The organism is Caproicibacterium amylolyticum, from assembly GCF_014467055.1.
GTDB lineage: Bacteria > Bacillota > Clostridia > Oscillospirales > Acutalibacteraceae > Caproicibacterium > Caproicibacterium amylolyticum.
The window spans coordinates 105,440-125,956 of record NZ_CP060696.1 but is presented as its reverse complement, the minus strand read 5'-3'; the positions used below and the strand labels follow the sequence as shown (position 1 = coordinate 125,956).

Genomic DNA, 20,517 nt, shown 5'->3' with positions numbered 1-20,517 from the left:
TTTAATGAAAAAATTTTAAATCAGCATTCGCAACGTTTTTGCAAAACAAATTTGTGCATTTTTTACAAATATTACAGTTGCGCGCTCTGGGCGCTCAATTCTTCCTGCGTAAAAGGTGCTTGCGCGCCGTGCTTGTGCGTCATCAAAACCGCCGCCAGTACCACAGTGATTGGAACGCTCAGCACAATGCCGAAGCTGCCTGCCAGCCCCTGCAGCACCGCGATGCCGATATTGTTGGAATTGATAATCTGCTGATAAGGCAGGTTATACGCATAGTCCAGCACCAGCATGCTGACACTTCCTCCCGCAAAGGCCAAAATCAGTGTATTGCTGTCAGTTCCCATCATATCCCGGCCGACATGCATGCCGGAGTGCAGCAGTTCCCGGCGGCTGATGCTCGGATTGTGCAGGCACAGCTCACTCATCGCACTGGAAATCGACATAGCCACGTCCATCACCGCGCCGAGGCTGGAAATCAGCAGACCGGAAAACAGCAGACCGCCCACCTGTACACCGCTGATCTCCCACACAGAAAGCAGACTTTCAATATCTGACACGTTGTAGCCTGTAATACCGGAGGCAAGGCTGAAAAAGCATGCCGCAATACCGGCAATAACAACGCCCGCAACCGTTCCGCCGACTGCCGCTGCCGTTTTACGGGTCGGCCCGCCGATTAAGTACATGGTCACCACTGTTGTGATTACGCAAACAAAGACCGCCACCCAAAAAGGCGAAAATCCTCGGTACACCAACGGCAGATATACGAATAGAATACAAAGGAAGGTAAAAATCAGCCCAACGGAGCCTTTCAGACCCTGCTTGCCGCCAACCAACAGCAGCGCCGCAATATACAGCCCTGCAAACAAATAGATGACCCACTCGCGGTCCTGTGCGTAAACGCTGGTAACGGTGCTCTGCCCCGAAACGCTCTGCATAACGATGACCTGCATGCCCACCTTACACGCCGCGCCAAACAAAAAACCGGAACTGCTGGTAGTCTGCAGTATTTCACCCTTGCGCTCACCGGTCAGCATCCGAACCAATATTTTCTGCTCCCCGGTGCGGCTTCCGTCTTCCTGCACATTGTCTTTTACAATCTGCGTAACAACTGCTTTTTCAAAAGTCTGCCCCTGTGTGGAAATGATGGGGACCTTTTCAACCTGATTGATCAAAACTGTAAAGATTAGAAAACCAACTGCCAGCAGCACCAGAATCCCCCGGCGTACTGCAGTGTGCTTGTTTTTAAGCTGAATTTTTGGTTTTTGCACCTGTTTATCCTCTTTTCACTTGATTCTGAACAGAAGTATAACACTGCAAAAACTGCAGACGGGACTTTTAACGAAATCCTCATGTGAATTTAAATTTGATTTTACAAGTGCTCAATTTTTCATAATTTATGTTTTAGAAAAAGCGCCTAAAATTGTATTGACATTTTCTGCTTTTGTGTTAGTATTTAAGTGCATATGTAGAATAATTTTAATTGATATAACTTTATTGAATTATTTTACAATTCATCTTTATCCTGTCTGCTTTGCTTGCAATTATAAAGACTAATTCAGAAGGTGAGGCTTATGCAAAAGAATGCGGCATTACTTGAAAACCTGGCTGCACGCACAAACGGCATGTTTTCCGCTCTACGCGACGACCCCTGTTTGGAAGAGCGCCTGCTGCGCATTCCGGACGGGCAGTACACACTGGATGAATGGCAGTACGCACTTTGCTACCTTTTGCAGTCACCGTGCTGTTACTCCTCGGTAAAGGAACTGAAAGCAGACCTGCCGCACAATTTCACGGCCAGCAGAAGGAACCATCCCTCTTTCGGTTTTTCTTTGAAAAATGCATAAGTACCTAAAACGGGGCATACACCGGCTTCGGTGTGTGCCCCGTTTTGTATGAATATCTGAAAACCTGCTCATACTTAGGTACAAAACCACTCCGCGGCAAATTTCTTTCTTTACTTTACCTGTCCGGCAGGGTATAATTTGAGAAAGACTATTCTGATAGAATGGTGTTTTTGCCCAAAAGCAGACCCGTCTGTTTCTGCAGCGGGTCTGCTGATTTTGACCGGAGCAAACTGCGGCCGGCCCAAAAAGGAGGATACTGTATGAACTGGATCATCGTATCCGCGGCAATGGCCTGGCTGACTGCGCAGCTCATTAAGGTTCTGACCTGCTGGATACGCGGCAGAAGGGTAACGGTTCGTGTGGCCGTCGGCACCGGCGGCATGCCAAGCTCCCACTCTGCCTTTGTCTGCGCAACCGCATTTGGCTGCGGCATAGTGCGCGGTTTTGCATCTGTTGAATTTGCACTTGGCGTGGCGCTTTCCGCCGTGGTCATTTATGACGCACTGGGTGTTCGGTGGGAAGCTGGCCGCCACGCGGCTGCCATTAACCATATAACTGAAAAACTGGAACCAGACAAACCGTATGTCCCGCTGGAAACCAGCCTTGGTCACCGCCCAATAGAGGTGATCTGCGGCGGCCTGCTGGGCATTCTCATGGCGTTGCTGATACAGGGCGCGTTTGCTCATCGGTTTTTACAATTATAAATCGTGCCGGCACCGCTTACAAACGATGCCGGCTTTTTTTGTGCTTTCTTCCGTATTGACTCGTATACGTGAAAGTGCTATAGTAAATTTGCAAGAGCAAGAAACCGGTTTCAAAGTGCAGCCATTCTTGCCTCGTATCCGCACTTTCAGCAGAAAGGAATTACCATGACAGCCTGCGATCACACATTTGAAATCAAAGACCAGTTTTATCTGGATAATGAACCCTTTAAAATTATCTCCGGTGCCCTCCACTACTTTCGGGTTGTGCCGCAGTACTGGCGTGACCGACTGGAAAAGCTGCGCGCACTGGGCTGCAACACCGTGGAAACTTATGTGCCATGGAACCTGCACGAACCGCACCCCGGCGAATTCTGTTTTTCCGGCATGCTTGACCTTGCACAGTTCCTGCACATCGCCAAAGAAGTTGGGCTGTTTGCCATCGTGCGCCCCTCTCCCTACATCTGCGGGGAATGGGAATTCGGTGGTTTGCCGGGCTGGCTTCTGGCAGAGGACGGCATGAAACTGCGCTGCACCTATCCGCCGTACCTGAACCATGTGCGCAGCTATTATAAGAAGCTGTTTTCCATCCTTACCCCGCTGCAGATTGACCAAGGCGGCCCGATTCTTATGATGCAGGTAGAAAATGAATACGGCGCCTACGGCGACGAAACCGCTTACCTTGCTGCACTGCGGGACTGTATGCGCGAAAACGGCGCTACTGTTCCATTCATCACTTCAGACGGTCCCTGGGGAGATTATCTGGACGGCGGCAGTCTGCCTGACGCTCTGCCGACTGCCAACTTCGGCAGCAAGGCTCCGGCGCAATTTCCCCGCCTGCAAAAACGTATTGGCAGCGCACCGCTGATGTGTACAGAATTTTGGGTTGGCTGGTTTGATGCCTGGGGCGACAAAGCACATCATACCACGGACGCACAGACCTGCGCACAGGAACTGGATGCCATTCTCCAGCGCGGCAGTGTAAACATTTATATGTTCCACGGCGGCACAAACTTTGGCTTCACCAACGGTGCCAATTACTACGGACACTTGCAGCCGGATGTCACCTCTTATGATTATGATGCCCTGCTGACCGAAAATGGGGAACTTACACCAAAATATAAAGCATTTCAGAACGTAATCGCAAAATACGCGCCGATACCGGAAATGAAATTTTCCGCGCCCGCTGCAAAGATGGACTACGGCACTGCCGCCGTGCAGGATTCTGTTTCGCTGTTTTCTGTTGTGGAAGAAATCGCGGACTGTACGGAAAATCCGTGGCCGCTGTGCATGGAAAAACTGGGACAGAACTTTGGGTACACCCTATATGTGTCTGACTTGAACCCCAATGTTTCGATAGAAAAGCTGGAGCTGACCGGTGCCAATGACCGCGCACAAATTTTCTTCAATCATAAACCATACCTGACACTTTACGACCGGGAACTGCTCAAAGAATACCCTGTTGCACCGGCACTCGGTACCCGCTCCCAGCTTGAAATTCTGACGGAAAACATGGGACGAGTCAACTACGGCCCACGCATGGAGCACCAGCGCAAAGGCATCGACGGCGCGGTTCTGCTGAACGGCCACGGCCATGCTGGCTGGAAAATGTACACCCTGCCGATGGATGCGGAAGCAGTACAGAAAATTGATTTCAGCAAACCACACTGCGAGGGCACACCTGCATTTTACCGCATACCCTTCACCGTAGAAAAAGCAGGCGACACTTTCCTTGACCTGACCGGCTGGGGAAAAGGCTGTGCCGTACTTAACGGCTTCCAGCTTGGACGTTTTTGGGAAATTGGGCCGCAAAAGCGGCTGTATGTTCCCGCTCCAATTTTAAAACTGGGAGAAAACGAACTGATTTTGTTTGAAACCGAGGGCAAAACGGGAAGTACGGTTGCTTTCCGCAGTAAACCTGACTTGGGGTAAAGTTTTCGCACATAGTTACTTTCCATTAATTCTTCGCCGCCGCAGGAAACCTGCGGCTTTTTCTTTTTTTATTAGAAAACGGTTAACTGTGTAAAATCAAATTTAACTTCTTCTAAAGCTTTTGTAATCTGGATTGTACCCGCTTTTACTAGGTGCTATACTCCTTTTGGCACGGCAAGGGACACGCCGAAAACCGGCTTCAGTCTGGTTCCCACCGGGCAAAATTTGAGAAGCAAAAGGGGTATACAGATTATGAATCCACGCAATAAAAAAGTTCTGGCAGGCGTGCTGGCCTGCGCAGTTGTTGTTTCCACAGGTTCTGCGGTATTTGCAGCAACCGAGGGGAAATTCTGCAACGGTGCATCTTCCTCCGTTTCCTCTACCGACACCAAGTGGAATGACTGGACAGAAACTTGGAAAACCGTTTCTACAGACTATACCAAGGTTTCCATGACACCCGGTGCAGACGATACCCAGATGAACTTTGCCTGGTACAGCAAAACAGTTTCTGGCAAAGATGCCACACCGGTTGTCCTGTTCGGCACTGACAAAAACAATCTGAAAGAATTCACGGGCACCTTTGGCACAGTAAATGAAAAACTCGTCAGCGGCTATCAGTACAACCACGTCACAGTAACCGGCCTGACCGAAAACACCACCTACTACTACAGCGTAGAACGCAATGGTGAAAAGTCCGAACCTGTACAGTACAAAACCGGAAGCTTTTCCCATATGAAGATGCTGTACGTCGGTGATCCGCAGATTGGCGCTTCCAAAGGACAGACACAAAACGCCGCCAAACTGGAGGAAAAAGACGGTGAGGCCAACACTGCCGCCCGCAACGATGCTTACGGCTGGGACCGTACCCTTGACATTGCCGCACAGCAGAATCCTGACCTAAACTTCATCATTTCCGCGGGCGACCAGGTCAACAAAACCGGCAAAGCAAAAGAAGAAGAATACGCCGGCTTTTTGAATGCCAACGTTCTGCAGAGCCTGCCAGTTGCTACCACGATTGGCAACCATGACTCTTTGAATGAAGACTACAGCTATCATTTCAACGATCCAAACCCCACCGGCAACGGCAAAACGACCGCCGGCAGTGACTATTATTATTCTTACGGCAGTGCGCTGTTTGTTGTACTGAACACCAACAACTACAACTGTGCGGAACATGAAGATACCTTGAAAAAAGCGACTGCCGCATACCCCTCCGCAAAGTGGCGCATCGTTACAATCCATCAGGATATTTACGGCTCCGGCCTTGACCATTCTGAAACAGACGGCATGATTCTCCGCACACAGCTGACACCGATTTTTGACAAATATGATGTGGACGTTGTACTGCAGGGCCATGACCACACCTACAGCCGCACCAAGCTTCTGGAGGGTGACGCACAGTCCCACGGCGAATATGAAATGCCGTTTGACACTGCTTCCAATGACTACGACTGGGACAACGTAAAAAACAACGTTACCGGCGAAACCATTCCGTTCAGCCCCGCCGCCGGCAACAGTAAAGCACAGAGCGCCCACAACAAATTCATGGCAGACAACAAGTGCTATGTGATGCAGGACGCACCCTCCGGCACGGTAACAAATCCGAGCGGCACGCTTTACATGACTGCAAACTCCGCTTCCGGTTCCAAGTATTATGAACTTCTTTCCACACAGCAGGATTACGTCGCAAAGCGCAGCCAAAACTGGCTGCCCAGCTACTCCGTCATTGACCTGACCAATGACACTTTCAAGATTGATACATACCAAATCACCGATGCCGGCAGCACTGAAAAGATTGACCAGACCTTTACGATTATCAAGAACGGCGCCGCAGATACCGCCACCGTAAAGTGCAGCCAGAGCGGCACTGTAAAAACACCGCTCGGCTACAACACTGCCTTCACTGTAAAGACAGACAAGGCTCCTGCTTCCGTCAATGCCGGCAGCAAGGATGCAACCATTAACACACTGAAAGCATGGAATGCTTCCACAAAAACCGCAACCTACGCAGTTTACGGCCTGCACAACAATAAGGAAGTCGGCATCTATGTAAACGGCACAAAACAGTTCACAGCTTCCACCAATGCGCGTCCTTTCTCCAGCGACACCAACAAAGACCTGGCTGTAAAGAAAGGCCAGCAGTACACCTTCGCCGTTACTGTACCAAAGGGCGGCACCAAGCCTGCTTTCACTGTCGGCAGCGGTTCTGCCCTGCAGACACTGGCAAAGGGCAGCAAATCCAACGCAGATGGCTCCGTGACTTATCTGTACGGCATCCGCGCAATTGGCAGCAAAGGCCAGCAGACCGGCATTTACATCATGCTGGATGACAAACTCTACTGTGTATTCCGCGGCACTGTGGGCTAACCGGCGATAAATTCACGATTTCTGTTTTCTATCTTCTCAGTTTATAAGACATCTTTTTCATATACTTTATTCCCTTGTGTGCAGGACTTTCCCCCTGATACACAACACAAAAACGGACCCGCCACCGCCGCGGGTCCGTTTTTTATGCACTTTTTAACAGAAACCGCAGCAGTTCCAGGTTGGAGGCATTATTGATTTCTTCTTCCCGGTTATCAAGCAAAAAACGGACGTCCGCCTTGCTTTCCCCACAAATATCAATGCCAATTACCCGGCAGTGGGATTCAAACAGCGAAAGCAGCCTTTCCAGCACCGGCAGAGAAAGGCCTCCCTGGCTCCAGTCGGTACGGGCAAAGTAGGTGTTCAGCACATCCTTGTCAATGGATATGTACACCGGCAGGCTGCTCTGCAGCTTCGCCAGCTGCTTCCACGTTTCCTGCTCCTGCAGCGCCTGCAGACTGACACACAGCAGCCGCCCGCGGTACTGCTGCGCAAGACCAGCAAAGGCGCTCTCGTCCGGCCCTACAATGCACACCTGCTGCAGCTGCGGATTTTGCTCCATTGCGTTTTTTACCCAACAGCCGCAGGACAAAAGTTCCGGAAATTTCGGCGGCTGCATATCGCTGTGATAATCAAACAGCAGCAAATTGAACGGCTCCTGTACTTTTTCCATCCAAAATTCACTGACATAATGATAATCCCCAGAATCCAGAAAATGAATGCCCTGCACCGGATACGCCTGTATGCGCCGCCGAATCTCCGCGGCGGCCTGCGCAGTACAGTAGCAGCTGGTTCCCGCAATATCGGTACAGTCAATCCAGTCAAAGTGTGTGTGGCGGTAAAAATTCTCCTGCTCATAAACGCGTGAAAAGTCCATAATGACATTTTTCTGTGTCATTTCGATTCCTCACTTTCACCGGATTTTTTGATTCCAGTATTACCTTTTGAAACCAACCAAGCATCAGCCCAGTCGCTGGCACAGTGACTGAAAGACAGCCTGTAGTTTCTGCTGCGTGCCGCTATAAAGTGTGCGGTCAATGGCTGGCAATTCCTCATTGCCGAAGTCACGGCGGTCAATGTATGTCTGATACCAAAGCTCCATTTGCAGCGCTTCACAGTCTTCCGCTGCGCCGTACCATCGGGTAATATAGCCGCCGGAAAACGGTTGATTCTCCTGCACAGTAAGGCCCTGCTGTTCCAAAGACGCCCTGACAAACTGCATAAGCTCCGTCGAGGTGGTTCCACCGTTTCGGTTGCCCAAAACGATATCTGCACCCATATCCAAGCCAAAACTGTGCAAGTCAAATAAATACACCCGGCCAAAGCGTTTTTCCTTTTCCTCCAATAAGCACCGCACTGCCTGATGGTACGGCTCATAGAAATCACGGATGCGGCTCTGAACCTCCTGTTTTTGCAGTTTTGACCGGTACATGGCATATCCTTGTGTGGTTCGCTTGTAAATCAGGTTCGTTTTATAAGACTTTGCCTCGCTTGCATCCAGAGCACGATTGGGGTCAATGACATAGCGGCTCATGTGATTGACAATACCTGTAATGCCCATTTCTTTGAGGAATGTATACAACTCGGGCAAGTACCAATCGGTGTTGGGCAACACCACACCATCAATTAATTGTTCATTCATTTCTCTGGTAATGCAGACGCCACTGTGCGGCAGGCTGACCACAATCGGAAAATCCTGCCGATATTCATTAAAAATCGTGAAGGGCTGCGTTCCTGACTCAAAAATCTTATGCATTGTCATGCCTTTCCTGTATGCTGATTATGGCTTGTAAAACAGGCAGCAACCACAATTAAGCCATGTGGTTGCTGCCTTTATAAATCTTCTTTTACTTTTAAACGTATCCCATTGGGTCTACCGCTGTGCCGTTGCTACGCACTTCAAAGTGACAGTGCGGGCCGGTACTGTTGCCGGTACTGCCAACGTAACCAATCAGCTGGCCCTTTGCGACTGTCTGACCGCTGCTGACCGCGACGCTGCTCATGTGGCCATAGTAGGTAGTCAAACCATTTCCATGGTCAATAATGACCAGATTGCCGTAGCCCCAACCGTTGTCGCCTGCCTGCACAACTACGCCGCTGTCGGCGGCGACGATCTGTGCACCGTAGCTTGCACCGATATCCACGCCCTTATGGTTTGTGCTTCCAATGCCGCCAGGACTGTCACGATAACCGAATGGAGAGGTAATGGTGGTGCAGCTTGGCACCGGCCACATCATGGAACCGCTGCCAATGGCGCTGCCGCCGCCTGTAGAGGCGGATCCACCGCCACTTCCTCCATCGTTGCTGCCGGACTGATTCTGTGCGGCCTGCTGGGCTGCTTCCACTTTCTTTTTCTGTTCGCTTGCTTCGTATTCTTTGTACCACTGGTCAACTGCCTTGCCGGCTTCTTCCTCTTTCTGCGCCAAGGAATCGCTGACGGACTGCAGATTGCTTTCTGTAGAGGCCATGTCATCAATCACACTCTGAGCTTCGCTGACAAGGCCGGAAAGCTCGTTCTGCTTTTCGGAAACCGCGGTCTTTGCTGTGGAAGCATCCTGCCGGTTCTGCTCGATGGCATCTTTCTGCTTTTTGACAGCCGCCATGTCCGCTTTCAAGGTGTCAATCAGCGCAGTGTCATGTTCAGTCACCATCTGCAGAGCTTCTGTTTTGTCCGCCAAATCCATCACACTTTCCGCAGAAAGCAGAATTTCCAGATTGCTGGCACCGCCGGACATATATAACGCACACAAACGCTGTTTCAGCTTTTCCGTATTAGCAGCAATATCTTTTTGCTTGCCTGCTATTTCCTGCTGGGTCTTCAGAATATTGGCATCCAATTCCTGAATCTGCGTGTTGTATGTATCAATCTGGTTCTGCAGTGTCGAAATCTGACTGACCAGTGTTTCCTTATAGGCCTCTTTCTGACTTTTGTCCTGCCGCAGCTGGCTGAGCTTTGCATCATTATCCTTTTTCTGCTGTGCGTATTCAGCCTGTTTCTGCTTTAAGGTTGCTACATCATCCGCCGCATATACGGTAGATACGGCAGGGGACAGCACCACTGCCGCCGCAATACACAGCGAAGCAATGCTGCTAAGGATTTTTTTTGCTTTGTGCTCTTTACCAGCCAACGATAGAACCTCCTTCTTTTTTCAGGTAGCGTCCAATGGATATAATACCGCCGACTGCGCCGAACAGCGCACCCATCAGCATAAACACCGCCACAAGCGGCCCCATCATGCGGTTCAGATCCACGACATTAAACAGTGCACTGATACCCATGGAACTGACAATGCGGTAATACAGCAGATGCAGCAGCCCTGCCGCAATGCCGCCCGCCGCAAGACCAATTACCATGCCTTCCACCAAAAACGGCACGCGGATAAATCCGTTAGTAGCACCAACCGACTTCATAATGCTGATTTCCAGGCGGCGGGAGTACATAGCAACACGAATGGTGTTCGCTATAATGAACAGCGAAACCAAACTGAGCGCAACCACCACAACCAGACCCACATTGGTGACGATACTGTCAATGTGCGTCAGCTTGTCCGCCAGTTCCTGATAATCATAAATCTTGTCCACACCTTCAATAGATGTGATTTTTGAGGCGGTTTCCTTGTACTTGGAAAGGTCCTTCATAGAAATACGGAAAGCATCGGGCAGCCAGTTGTTATCGCCCTCCAAGCCGTCCAGCAGGCCGGCATTCTGCTCGCCGACCATCTGCTTCATTTCTTTCATGCCGTCGTTTTTGGAAACAAAGTCGCAGGTGGCAACATTGTCCAGCTTACGAATCTGGTCGCCGATCTGCAGTGCTTTCAGGGAAGGCACGTCTTGTTTAATGTAAACTTTAATGGAGTTGTTGCCCTCCACCATGCTCATTGCGGTTTTAATGTTCCAACTGAACAGCACCGCCGCGCCTGTCATCAGCAGGCAACTCATCAGCACCGCTACGGAAGCCAGCGACATAGTGCGGTTTGTCCAGATGTTTTTAATGCCTTCTTTAAGCAAATACCCAAAATTCTTCATAGCGTTGCGGCCCCCAGTTCATTGGTGTCGGCCACAATGCGGCCCCCGTGAATTTCAACAATGCGCTTCTGAAAATGCTTCACAAGGCTGTGCTCATGCGTAACCATCAGAATTGTTGTACCGCGCAGGTTGATTTCACTGAGCAGGTCAACAATTTCAAAGGACAGTGCCGGGTCAATGTTGCCCGTCGGTTCATCCGCGATGATCATGTTCGGATTGTTCACCAGCGCACGCGCCAAACCAACACGCTGCTGCTCGCCGCCGGAAAGTTCCGCCGGGTAACAGTCTGCCTTGCTCTGCAGATTGACCAATCCCAGTATGTATGGTACGCGTTTGCGAATTTCGCGGCGGCTTGCGCCGACGATGTGCATGGCAAACGCAACATTTTCAAAAACGGTCATTTTGGCAATCAGCCGGAAGTCCTGAAACACCATACCCATCGTGCGGCGCAGGTACGGTACTTCATGCCGCTTAATGCTGATTAAATCTTGGCCGTTCACCGTCAGCTTGCCGCCGTCCGCTTTTTCCTCACAGGTAATTAACTTCAGCAGGGTGCTTTTGCCCGCACCGGAGGAACCCACTATAAACACGAACTCGCCCTTATCCACGTGCAGGTTCACGTCATACAGGGCGTGGGTGCCATTCGGGTAGGTCTTACTAATATGACTCAACTCGATCAAGCAGATCGCTCCATTCCAATTCATTTTCCCATACTTGCAGAGTTCTGCAGTATGCGTTAACATAATACCACACATTCTGCAAATATAATTCTCTAATTGAATTATATTGTAATCATTTTGTAAACTGTGAGCAGAATATGAACAAACGAAAAATCAAACTATTGCTCTGCACAGTTTTACCTTTATAGAAAAAACGGCCGTACTGTTTTTCCGGTACGGCCGCTCTTTATTAGAATTTTACGGGATTTGCATTGAGATATTTCTTAACCATCAGTGCCACCTTAAAGACAATGGCATCCTCAAACTCGCGCAGGTCCAAGCCGGTAATCTTTTTGATTTTCTCCAAGCGGTAAACCAGCGTATTACGGTGTACAAACAGCTTGCGGCTTGTTTCGGAAACATTCAGGTTGTTTTCAAAGAAACGCTGAATGGTAAACAGGGTTTCGTGGTCAAGGCTTTCAATGCTGCCCTTTTTAAAGACCTCTTTCAGGAACATCTCGCACAGCGTGGTGGGCAGCTGATAAATCAAGCGTGCAATGCCAAGGTTGTCATAACGCACAATGCTGCGCTCTGTGTCGAATACCTTGCCGACTTCCAATGCAACCTGTGCTTCCTTAAAGGAACGCGCCAAGTCCTTAACACCCTCCACTGCGGTGCCGATACCAATCACACAGTGCGTGTAAAATTCACTGGAAAGGGTGTCCACAATGGAACCGGCCAGCTTTTCAAGGTCTTTGCTGTCAATGCCGGGCTTAATCTCTTTCACCAGCGCAATGTCGGTTTCATTGATGTTGATGACAAAGTCCTTGTTCTTGTCAGGGAACAGGTTCTGCACAACGTCATAAGCGGCAACATCTGTCTTGTTTGTCACCTTAATCAGCATACAGACGCGGTTCACATCATTGTTGAAGTGCAGCTCGCGTGCTTTCAGGTAAATGTCACCGGGCAGGATGTTGTCCATAATGACGTTTTTCACAAAGTTGCTGCGGTCATATTTTTCGTCATAGTACTGTTTGATGCTGGACAGTGACACAGAAAGCAGTGCTGCATAACGTGCTGCTTCAGGGTCCGTACCCAGTACAAAAACTGCATACTCCGGGCGCGGCATGCTGCCAAAAGCTTTGTAGGTGTAGCCGTTCACTACAAATGTATCTTGAGATATCATCAGCTCAGCGGTAACGCTTTCGTTCACTTCGCCAACGCGGCCAAGCTCGCTGCAGGCAATGATAACAGATGTTTCATCAATTACGCCGATGGTTCGGTCAATGGCATCGCGCATCTGATGAACAACGCCCTGAAATAATCTGTTGGACATAAGAATCCCTCGCTTTTACAAAGTATTTGAAATGCGTTCCCACGGCAGTTTTGCCGGATAGAACAATAAGCATGAAAATTGCAATGTATGATTTGACAAAAAGCATCCCTTAAAATCAAGAAAGCTTTTATATATTTTACATACTTTTGCGATGCTTTTCAACTGTTTCACAAAAAAATTCATAAATTTTTCTTGAATTCTTCGTCAGGTAAAACAAAAAGGAGAGAACTACACGCAGTGCAGCTCCCTCCTTGTAAAGGTTCCTATTTTTAGTTCAGAACTGTAATCTCAGAATCCTTGTCAAACAGATGGCATTTCTCCATATCAAAGGCAATCTTAATGTTGTCGTTTGTCTTTGCAGTGGAGGTCGGCTCAACGCGGGCAGTCAGGTTGTTGCCCTCGCAGGTCAGGTACAGGTAAGTTTCAGCACCCATCAGTTCTGTAACATCAACCTGTGCGTCTGCAATATACTCCGGATGATCATTCAAGAACTCTGGTTCATCATGCACATCTTCCGGACGGATACCGAACACAACGTCTTTGCCGACATAAGCGTCCAGTGTTTCTGCCTTGGCCTTGTCCGCCGGGATGAGCAGGCTGTACTTGCCAAAGTCGACTGTGTAGCCCTTTGCACCCTTGTTGACCTTTGCGTCGATGAAGTTCATCTGCGGGCTGCCCATGAAGCCTGCAACAAACTCATTAACCGGGAAATCGTACAGGTTCTGTGGGGTATCTACCTGCTGGATAATGCCGTCCTTCATAACCACGATGCGGTCGCCCATGGTCATAGCCTCTGTCTGGTCATGTGTAACATAGATGAAAGTTGTGCCCAAGCGCTTATGCAGCTTGCTGATCTCGGTACGCATCTGTGCACGCAGTTTAGCGTCCAAGTTGGACAGCGGTTCATCCAGCAGGAAGACCTTCGGGTCACGCACGATAGCACGGCCCAGAGCAACACGCTGGCGCTGGCCGCCTGACAAAGCCTTCGGCTTACGGTCAAGCAGATGGGAGATATCAAGGATGCGGGCTGCTTCTTCAACGCGCGCCTTAATTTCGTCCTTCGGAGTTTTGCGCAGTTTCAGACCAAACGCCATGTTGTCAAAAACTGTCATGTGCGGATACAGTGCATAGTTCTGGAACACCATTGCGATATCGCGGTCTTTCGGTGCAACATCATTTGCCAAGGTATCGCCAATGTACAGTTCGCCTTTGGAGATTTCCTCCAGACCTGCAATCATGCGCAGAGTAGTAGATTTGCCGCAGCCGGAAGGACCAACCAGAATGATGAATTCTTTATCAGCGATTTCAAGGTTGAAGTCGCTTACAGCCTGTACGCCGCCGTCATAGATTTTGTAAACATGTTTCAAGGATACGCTTGCCATAACATGTGCCTCCTGTTATTTCATTCTCTGTCTCGGAATCGATTGCTATTATCATAGCAGAAGAACCGCGGCCTGTACAGCCGTTTTTTATCCAAACTTGCCCCCGCAGGTTTATGAAATTCTCCTAAAAGCCAAAAAGACAAGTCTAAATTCGTCCATTTTGTCAAAGCTGTTTGTCAAAATAAAAGCTAAGTTTTTAGGCAAAGTGTCAATTTTTCGCATTGCACAGTACATTCCGTTCCTCCGCAGTCAGCAAGCGGCAGGCACCCTCCGGCAAATCTGCCGGGAGTGAAAGGGGGCCGAACACTGTGCGGCACAGGGCAAGCACCTCGCAGCCCTGTGCAAGGAACATTCGCTTTACCTGATGGAATTTGCCCTCATGCACACACACTTCATAGGTGGGGGTACTGCCGTCCTCCAGCAAATGAAGTTCTGCCGGCAGGCAGGTAAAGTCCGAGAGTTTCACCCCGGCGGCAAAGCGTTCTTCCGAACCGGGACGCGGGGGAGCGCTCAACTGTGCGCGGTAGGTTTTCCAAACATGGTGCTTCGGGGAAAGCAGATGGTGTGCCAAAGCACCGTCATCCGTCAGCAGCAGCAGACCGGTGGTATCCTTATCCAGCCGGCCGACCGGCTGGATACCACGCCGGAACAGTTCCGGCGGAATCAGATCCATCACTGTCGGCTGCTTCTTGTCTCTTGCTGCCGTCAGGACTCCAGCCGGTTTATTCAGCATTAGGTAAACAAATTCTTCGTAGCCAAGGCTTTTGCCGTGCAGCGTTACGCAGGCAGGCTCCACCCGCTGGGCCGGGTCCTGCAGGGGTTGTCCGTTCAGGCAGGCGGCACCCTGCCGCACCAAAGCAGCAGCCTCCCGCCGGGTTACGCCTGTCTGCAGCGCCAGCAGCTTATCCAGCCGCATCAGTGCCATGGCGCATCACCTCATTTCCACCTGCATTATACCCGAAATCCTGCCGAAACACAACTTTAAGCAGTGCTGCCTGTGCTTATCTGCCGCAGTGGCTGCATAAAACCGTCCAGTGCCGCTGTAGAAATATCCCCGCCGACGATTTTCCCTTCAAAAATCAGCAGGGTAGCATGAACTTCCTGTTTGCTGGTATAATTTGTTACCCGATACACATACTGATGACAGGTCTTGCCAGCGACCTTTGTCAAATCAAAGCCCGCTTTTTTGTTGAGCTCATTGTAATTCTGGTATACCTTTGAAAACTGCGCGGGCACCGCAACATCTCTGGTACTCATCGGCTCCTGCTCCACCTTCCAGCCGCACTGGGTCAGGAACGCCACACGGTCACTGTTTTTTCCCCCCGGAATGCCGCCCTTTGCGCCGACCGCTGTCAGCAGGAAAAGCACCGCTGTTACCAGCACTGCAGCAGCCACCGCAAGAAAAATCTTTCTTTTCATGCCGTGAAAAGAGATTGTCACAGTTTCACCTCCCATTCTGCTTTACTGTAAATATATGTTAATCCGCCAAGATTCAGTACCCGCAGCGGGAACATTATGCTATAATAAATCTTGAAATTTTAAAGGAGCATGATTATGGCAGCTTACAAACCAAGGAAACCACGAGTATCAATTTACTATAAGAAAACGAAGAAACGGCGCCATGCGGCGATTATTCTGACTGCGGTTGCTGTCATCGGCGCCGCTTCTTTTGGCACACACGCACTGCTGGCAGCTTTTCCAAAAGCTGTTCCCACAGGCGCGCCAGTCGCTTCCACAGTGAAAAAAGCAGTATCCACCGCACAGGCCTCCGCCGTGATTGACAAAAGCGCATGGGAACTGCGCCTGGTAAATGCAAGTCATCCGCTGCCAATTAGTTTCACGGTGAAAACCACCGCTGTTAAAAACGCACGTTTTGATTCCCGCGCCGCCAGCACCTTGGAAAAGATGATTGATGACTGCAACAACAGCGGCTATCATTTGCTTATCTGCTCCGGATACCGAAGCATCAGTTACCAGACAACCTTGTATAAAACCGAGATTCGCAAAGCGGAACGGAAAGGTGCTGCCAATGCGGCGGTTGAGGCTGCCACAGTTGTGGCCAAGCCCGGCACCAGCGAGCACAATCTCGGACTTGCGGTTGACTTTGGCAGCACGACCAACCAGCTGTGTGACGAAACGTTTGAAAAAACGCCGGAGGGACAGTGGCTGATACAGAACGCCTACAAATACGGCTTTATTCTGCGCTATCCCAAAGGAAAAGAACAGATTACCGGCATTATCTACGAGCCATGGCATTTCCGCTACGTCGGCGTTGCCGCCGCAAAGCAGATGCACGACCAAGGTGTTTGTCTGGAAGAATATCTGGCATAATAAAAAATCCGTGAGTCGCGTTATCGTGATTCACGGATTTTTTTGCGGCGCGGCTTCGCCACCGCAGGGAACGCTTACTGTATACACTTTTTTACTGCCAAGGGCTTTACGGTCAAGGGATAAGACCGCGGGCTTCAGCCCACACCCACGCACTTTCTGAGAAAGTGCGTCAAAGCGACCTTGTTTACCCCGCGATAATCTTCTCCGCTACCTGCGGCGGACACTGCTCATACCGCACAAAGTCAAAGGTATAGGAGCCGCGGCCCTGCGTGGACTGCCGCAGGAACGTTGCAAAATTGCTCATTTCCGCCATGGGCACCTCTGCGGTAATCACCTGATACCCCGCCTGTGTCGGTTCCATTCCCAGTACGCGGCCGCGGCGCTTGTTGACTTCACCCATGAGGTCACCCATGTTGCCGTCCGGCACCTCTGCTTTCAGGGTGCCGATTGGTTCCAGCAGCACCGGGTCTGCCTGCGGCATACCGGTTTTGTAAGCAATGCTTGCCGCCGTTTTGAATGCCATTTCCGAACTGTCCACCGGATGGTAGGAGCCATCATACAGCGTTGCGTGCAGGCCAACCACCGGGTAACCCGCCAGCGGGCCTTTTTCGACACTTTCGCGCAGTCCTTTTTCAACAGCGGGGAAGTAGCCCTTCGGTACACTGCCGCCAACAACCTTTTCATCAAATACAAGTTCTTCGCTGTCGCAGGGGCTGAACTCAATCCAAACGTCACCGAACTGACCGTGGCCGCCGGTCTGCTTTTTGTGGCGGCCCTGCACCTTTACGGTCTTGCGGATAGTTTCGCGGTAGGGAACGCGCGGTGTCTGCAAAGTTGCCTCTACACCATAACGGTTCTGCAGGCGGGAAAGCACTACGTCCAGATGCTGTTCGCCCTGCCCGGAAATGACCATTTCGTGTGTTTCGGCATTATTTTCGTAACCAATGGTGGGGTCTTCCTCCATTAAGCGGAAAACAGCCTGTGCAATTTTATCTTCTTCACCTTTATTTTTCGGAATGATTGCCATACGCAGGGAGGACACTGGATAATTCACACCGTCCAGGGTGACCTTGCGGGTAGGCGCACAGAGGGTGTCGCCGGTGGAAACGCTGGAAAGCTTCAGCACCGCGCCAATATCGCCCGCCGGAATCACGCGCATATCCTCCTGTTTTTTGCCGCGTACCAGTACAACCTTGCCGATATGCTCGGAAGCGCCCGTGCGCATATTCAGCAGGGTGCCGTCTTGCTCAATTTTACCGGAAACACATTTTAGGAAGCTGACCTTGCCCACAAACGGGTCAGCCAACGTTTTAAAACAAATGGCCGCTGTGGCGGCATCCTCTTTAACAGCAAGCTCCACCGGGTCGCCGTTCACATCCGCGCCGATTTCGGCAGCTTTGTCCGCCGCACAGGGAAGAAGCCAGGTAATGCCATCCAAAAACTGCTCCATGCCGCGCATCAGCAACGCATCGCCGCAGAACACCGGCATAATCGTACCGGATTTAACACCCTTGGAAACACCCACAATGACTTCTTCCGGCGTAAAATCCTGACCGGAAAAATACTTGTCAAACAGTTCATCGCTGGTTTCTGCGACAGCCTCGCAGATAGCGGTGCGCAGGCCCTGCAGGCGGTGGTCGCCCATGTCGGGCATATCGACCTCGACCGGAGCACCGTTGGAGTAATCATAGGCTTTGTATTCCAGCAGATTTATGTAGATATTCGCTTTACCGTCCTCAATATACGGCACCACCACAGGGCAAACCGCAGGACCGAAGCTGGCTTTGAGGTCCTCAAACACACGGTAAAACCGTGCACTTTCGTCGCACAGGCCGTTCACAAAGAAAGCCTTTGCCAAGCCGCGTGCATCCGCCGCCGCAACCGCTTTTTCGGTGCCGACTGCTACGCCGTCCCGACCGCTGACCGCAATCAGCACACTGTCTGCCGCGCGAACCGCCTCTGCCGCTGCGCCGGCAAAATCAAACAGGCCGGGCACATCCAGCAGATTGATTTTATGATTTTTCCATTCCAGCGGTGCCACCGCGGCGGAAACACTTGCCCTGCGGCGGGTCTCCTCCGGGTCATAGTCACAGACGGTGTTGCCGTCGCCGACTTTTCCCAAACGATCAGTCGCGCCGGAAAGCTTGAGCATCGCCTCGGCAATGCTGGTTTTTCCGGCACCGGAGTGGCCTGCCAGTGCGATATTAAGGATAGCTTTTGCAGAATACGGTTTCAATTTTGGTACCCCCTTCATGGGTAGTAATTTTTAATAAATTATTTCTTAAAATATATTGCTATTATAGCGTAAATTACTACTCCAGACAAGGGATTTTAGGAAATTCATATAATTCCAACATATATTATTCTTCTTTTTTAGACAATATATCATAAAAATAGCGTCCAGCCCGCTGCAAAGGCGAGACCGGACGCTGAAAAGTGCGTTTTTGTATTTGCTTTTGTTTGTCAGGTAATGTCGGCGTAAAGAACATAATCAGAATCATCTTTGCTTGTTTCCTGCCCCTTTGGCACTGCATAAGTGAAAAACGGTGTTGCCTTTTGTTCCCAATTTTTTGTCCATCTGAAAGCCTTATTTCCGGCCTTCAAATGCAGTGTTTTTGTTTCTTTTTGGCCATTCAAATAGGTTACTTTCATAGTAATTGTGGCTCCGTTAAAGAACTCCTTGTCCTTTCTAACACCGGTTTTTTCATCGATTGCCCACAGTTTTTTCAAATCATACGAATAGTCGAGTAATGCATCGCTAGAAGATGCTGCAGGTGCAATCTTTGCTGCATCTTCGGCTGGAATAAAGAATCCAAAATAATACTGCTGCTCATAAGGCATTGTAAAATGCTTGCCCATCCGCTTCACTTCTCCAAAATTTAAGGTTAAAGAATCTTTATTTTCAGATGTTATAACTGTAAAATCCTCATCTATCCCTTTTGCCTGTACCTCGGACTTCAGGAAACGATCCATCCCACCCATATGTGCATCAAAAATTTTTTTTGTGACCATTTCATAGCGTGTCAGCTCGCCGCGGTCAATGCTGACCTCCAGCTGTGCAATATTGGTTCCAGCCACATGAAATACATCCTGAAGTGTGAAACCGACTGCGGTTCCTTTTGAACCACAAGTACCGCCGAAGGCTACTTGACTGCCGTTAGAGGCTACGGTCAGTTTGCCGTCTGCCGCATAGGCTGCTAAACCAAAGGTGTTGTGGGTACCGGTTGTCACCATATCCTTTGTGTCATCATTCGAAATAATATATCCGATGCCGGGCTGGGTAAGTGGGAAAACAAAAGCAAATGCAAGAACAGCGGCGGTAATCGTTAGCGGTTTCCACACCCTGTGCTTTTTGTGTGCTTTTACAGGCCCAATTTGGAACTGTCTTAATGTTAAATCCTCTAATGCATCATCAGGCGTGATCTGGCTGCACATTTTCCTGTACTCGTTCTTCATTGTAGTTTCCTCCCAATTCAGATTTCAGCAGTTCGCGTGCGCGGCACATTTGTGTGCGCACGGTTGCGGTCTTTCGCCCCAGAATATTGCCAATCTCCTCAGCGGAGTAGCCCTCCTGGTAGTACAGATGGATAACGTCCCGGTACTTCTGCGGCAGTTTCGCGACGGCTGCCCAAAGGCCGGAGTCTTCCTCTGTTTCAAAGGGGATATCCTCCGAAAGTGCCGCCCTCCGGCGGCTCCATGCGCTGCGGTGCAGGTCATGGCAGGCATTTATGGTTACCTGCAGCAACCATGCTTTCAGATGTTCGTCATCCGCAAACAGTGTGGCATCCAGATATAGCCGCAGAAATGCTTCCTGAAAAACATCCTCGGCATCCGCACGGTTTTGGGTGTGCACCAGTGCCAGCTGATACACGGGTGTCCCAAACCGCTTGACTGCGCACTCCATAAACATTTGTGTGCGCATCGGCTCTTTTTTCATCATTT

19 protein-coding genes are annotated in these 20,517 nt (G+C 50.2%); 6 read left to right on the top strand and 13 right to left on the bottom strand.

The annotated features are described in order from the left end of the window. Positions 1-71: 71 nt before the first annotated feature. The gene (locus tag H6X83_RS00555) at positions 72-1,268 is read right to left on the bottom strand and encodes a YibE/F family protein (RefSeq protein ID WP_246419364.1); all 1,197 of its coding nucleotides are present in this window, start codon (positions 1,266-1,268) and stop codon (positions 72-74) included. Between the two features lie 303 nt (positions 1,269-1,571). Here H6X83_RS00555 and H6X83_RS00550 point away from each other — a divergent pair, with 303 nt between their 5' ends. From H6X83_RS00550 to H6X83_RS00535, 5 genes are all read left to right on the top strand, one after another. Beyond that, entirely contained in the window at positions 1,572-1,844 is a 273-nt protein-coding gene (locus H6X83_RS00550; protein ID WP_212507261.1) for a hypothetical protein, read from the top strand. Between the two features lie 138 nt (positions 1,845-1,982). After that, the gene (locus tag H6X83_RS14645; protein WP_281391028.1) at positions 1,983-2,108 is read left to right on the top strand and encodes a hypothetical protein; all 126 of its coding nucleotides are present in this window, start codon (positions 1,983-1,985) and stop codon (positions 2,106-2,108) included. Next, on the top strand, positions 2,105-2,548 hold the full coding sequence (locus tag H6X83_RS00545; protein ID WP_212507260.1) for a divergent PAP2 family protein: 444 nt from the start codon (positions 2,105-2,107) through the stop codon (positions 2,546-2,548). Before H6X83_RS14645 ends, H6X83_RS00545 begins: the two co-directional genes overlap by 4 nt. A gap of 165 nt (positions 2,549-2,713) precedes the next feature. Then, a complete protein-coding gene (locus tag H6X83_RS00540) occupies positions 2,714-4,477 on the top strand; it encodes a glycoside hydrolase family 35 protein (protein WP_212507259.1) in 1,764 nt (587 codons plus the stop codon). Positions 4,478-4,729: 252 nt separating this feature from the next. Then, a complete protein-coding gene (locus H6X83_RS00535; protein WP_212507258.1) occupies positions 4,730-6,844 on the top strand; it encodes a purple acid phosphatase family protein in 2,115 nt (704 codons plus the stop codon). A gap of 142 nt (positions 6,845-6,986) precedes the next feature. Here the strand turns inward: H6X83_RS00535 and H6X83_RS00530 are convergent, their stop codons facing one another. The 9 genes from H6X83_RS00530 to H6X83_RS00490 all read right to left on the bottom strand — a co-directional run bounded on the left by H6X83_RS00530 (position 6,987) and on the right by H6X83_RS00490 (position 15,684). Continuing rightward, positions 6,987-7,739, bottom strand: coding sequence for an arginase family protein (locus H6X83_RS00530; RefSeq protein ID WP_212507257.1), 753 nt, complete (start codon positions 7,737-7,739; stop codon positions 6,987-6,989). 63 nt (positions 7,740-7,802) lie between these two features. Continuing rightward, positions 7,803-8,597 carry an N-formylglutamate amidohydrolase gene (locus H6X83_RS00525; RefSeq protein WP_212507256.1) on the bottom strand — a complete coding sequence of 265 codons (795 nt, stop codon included), beginning with the start codon at positions 8,595-8,597 and terminating at the stop codon, positions 7,803-7,805. A 97-nt stretch (positions 8,598-8,694) separates the two neighbouring features. Continuing rightward, on the bottom strand, positions 8,695-9,969 hold the full coding sequence (locus H6X83_RS00520; protein ID WP_212507255.1) for a murein hydrolase activator EnvC family protein: 1,275 nt from the start codon (positions 9,967-9,969) through the stop codon (positions 8,695-8,697). After that, positions 9,959-10,867: a permease-like cell division protein FtsX gene (gene ftsX / locus H6X83_RS00515; protein ID WP_212507254.1), complete on the bottom strand. Its 909-nt coding sequence runs from the start codon at positions 10,865-10,867 to the stop codon at positions 9,959-9,961. Before ftsX ends, H6X83_RS00520 begins: the two co-directional genes overlap by 11 nt. Continuing rightward, the gene (gene ftsE, locus H6X83_RS00510) at positions 10,864-11,547 is read right to left on the bottom strand and encodes a cell division ATP-binding protein FtsE (protein ID WP_212507253.1); all 684 of its coding nucleotides are present in this window, start codon (positions 11,545-11,547) and stop codon (positions 10,864-10,866) included. The genes ftsX and ftsE overlap by 4 nt, the downstream gene beginning before the upstream one ends. A gap of 229 nt (positions 11,548-11,776) precedes the next feature. Further along, positions 11,777-12,862 (bottom strand): PucR family transcriptional regulator, encoded by a 1,086-nt coding sequence (locus H6X83_RS00505; RefSeq protein ID WP_212507252.1) that lies wholly within the window; start codon positions 12,860-12,862, stop codon positions 11,777-11,779. A gap of 269 nt (positions 12,863-13,131) precedes the next feature. Further along, on the bottom strand, positions 13,132-14,244 hold the full coding sequence (locus H6X83_RS00500) for an ABC transporter ATP-binding protein (RefSeq protein WP_212507251.1): 1,113 nt from the start codon (positions 14,242-14,244) through the stop codon (positions 13,132-13,134). A gap of 208 nt (positions 14,245-14,452) precedes the next feature. Then, positions 14,453-15,169 (bottom strand): pseudouridine synthase, encoded by a 717-nt coding sequence (locus H6X83_RS00495; protein ID WP_212507250.1) that lies wholly within the window; start codon positions 15,167-15,169, stop codon positions 14,453-14,455. 56 nt (positions 15,170-15,225) lie between these two features. Beyond that, positions 15,226-15,684 carry a DUF4830 domain-containing protein gene (locus tag H6X83_RS00490; protein ID WP_212507249.1) on the bottom strand — a complete coding sequence of 153 codons (459 nt, stop codon included), beginning with the start codon at positions 15,682-15,684 and terminating at the stop codon, positions 15,226-15,228. 114 nt (positions 15,685-15,798) lie between these two features. On the opposite strand from H6X83_RS00490, the gene H6X83_RS00485 reads away from it, so the two are divergent. Beyond that, a complete protein-coding gene (locus H6X83_RS00485) occupies positions 15,799-16,575 on the top strand; it encodes a M15 family metallopeptidase (protein WP_212507248.1) in 777 nt (258 codons plus the stop codon). Between the two features lie 184 nt (positions 16,576-16,759). Here H6X83_RS00485 and H6X83_RS00480 read toward each other — a convergent pair whose 3' ends face one another. From H6X83_RS00480 to H6X83_RS00470, 3 genes are all read right to left on the bottom strand, one after another. Continuing rightward, a complete protein-coding gene (locus H6X83_RS00480; RefSeq protein WP_212507247.1) occupies positions 16,760-18,811 on the bottom strand; it encodes an elongation factor G in 2,052 nt (683 codons plus the stop codon). A gap of 227 nt (positions 18,812-19,038) precedes the next feature. Then, a complete protein-coding gene (locus tag H6X83_RS00475; RefSeq protein ID WP_212507246.1) occupies positions 19,039-20,031 on the bottom strand; it encodes a hypothetical protein in 993 nt (330 codons plus the stop codon). Next, positions 19,988-20,515 carry an RNA polymerase sigma factor gene (locus H6X83_RS00470; RefSeq protein WP_212507245.1) on the bottom strand — a complete coding sequence of 176 codons (528 nt, stop codon included), beginning with the start codon at positions 20,513-20,515 and terminating at the stop codon, positions 19,988-19,990. The genes H6X83_RS00475 and H6X83_RS00470 overlap by 44 nt, the downstream gene beginning before the upstream one ends. Between the last annotated feature and the right edge of the window lie 2 nt (positions 20,516-20,517).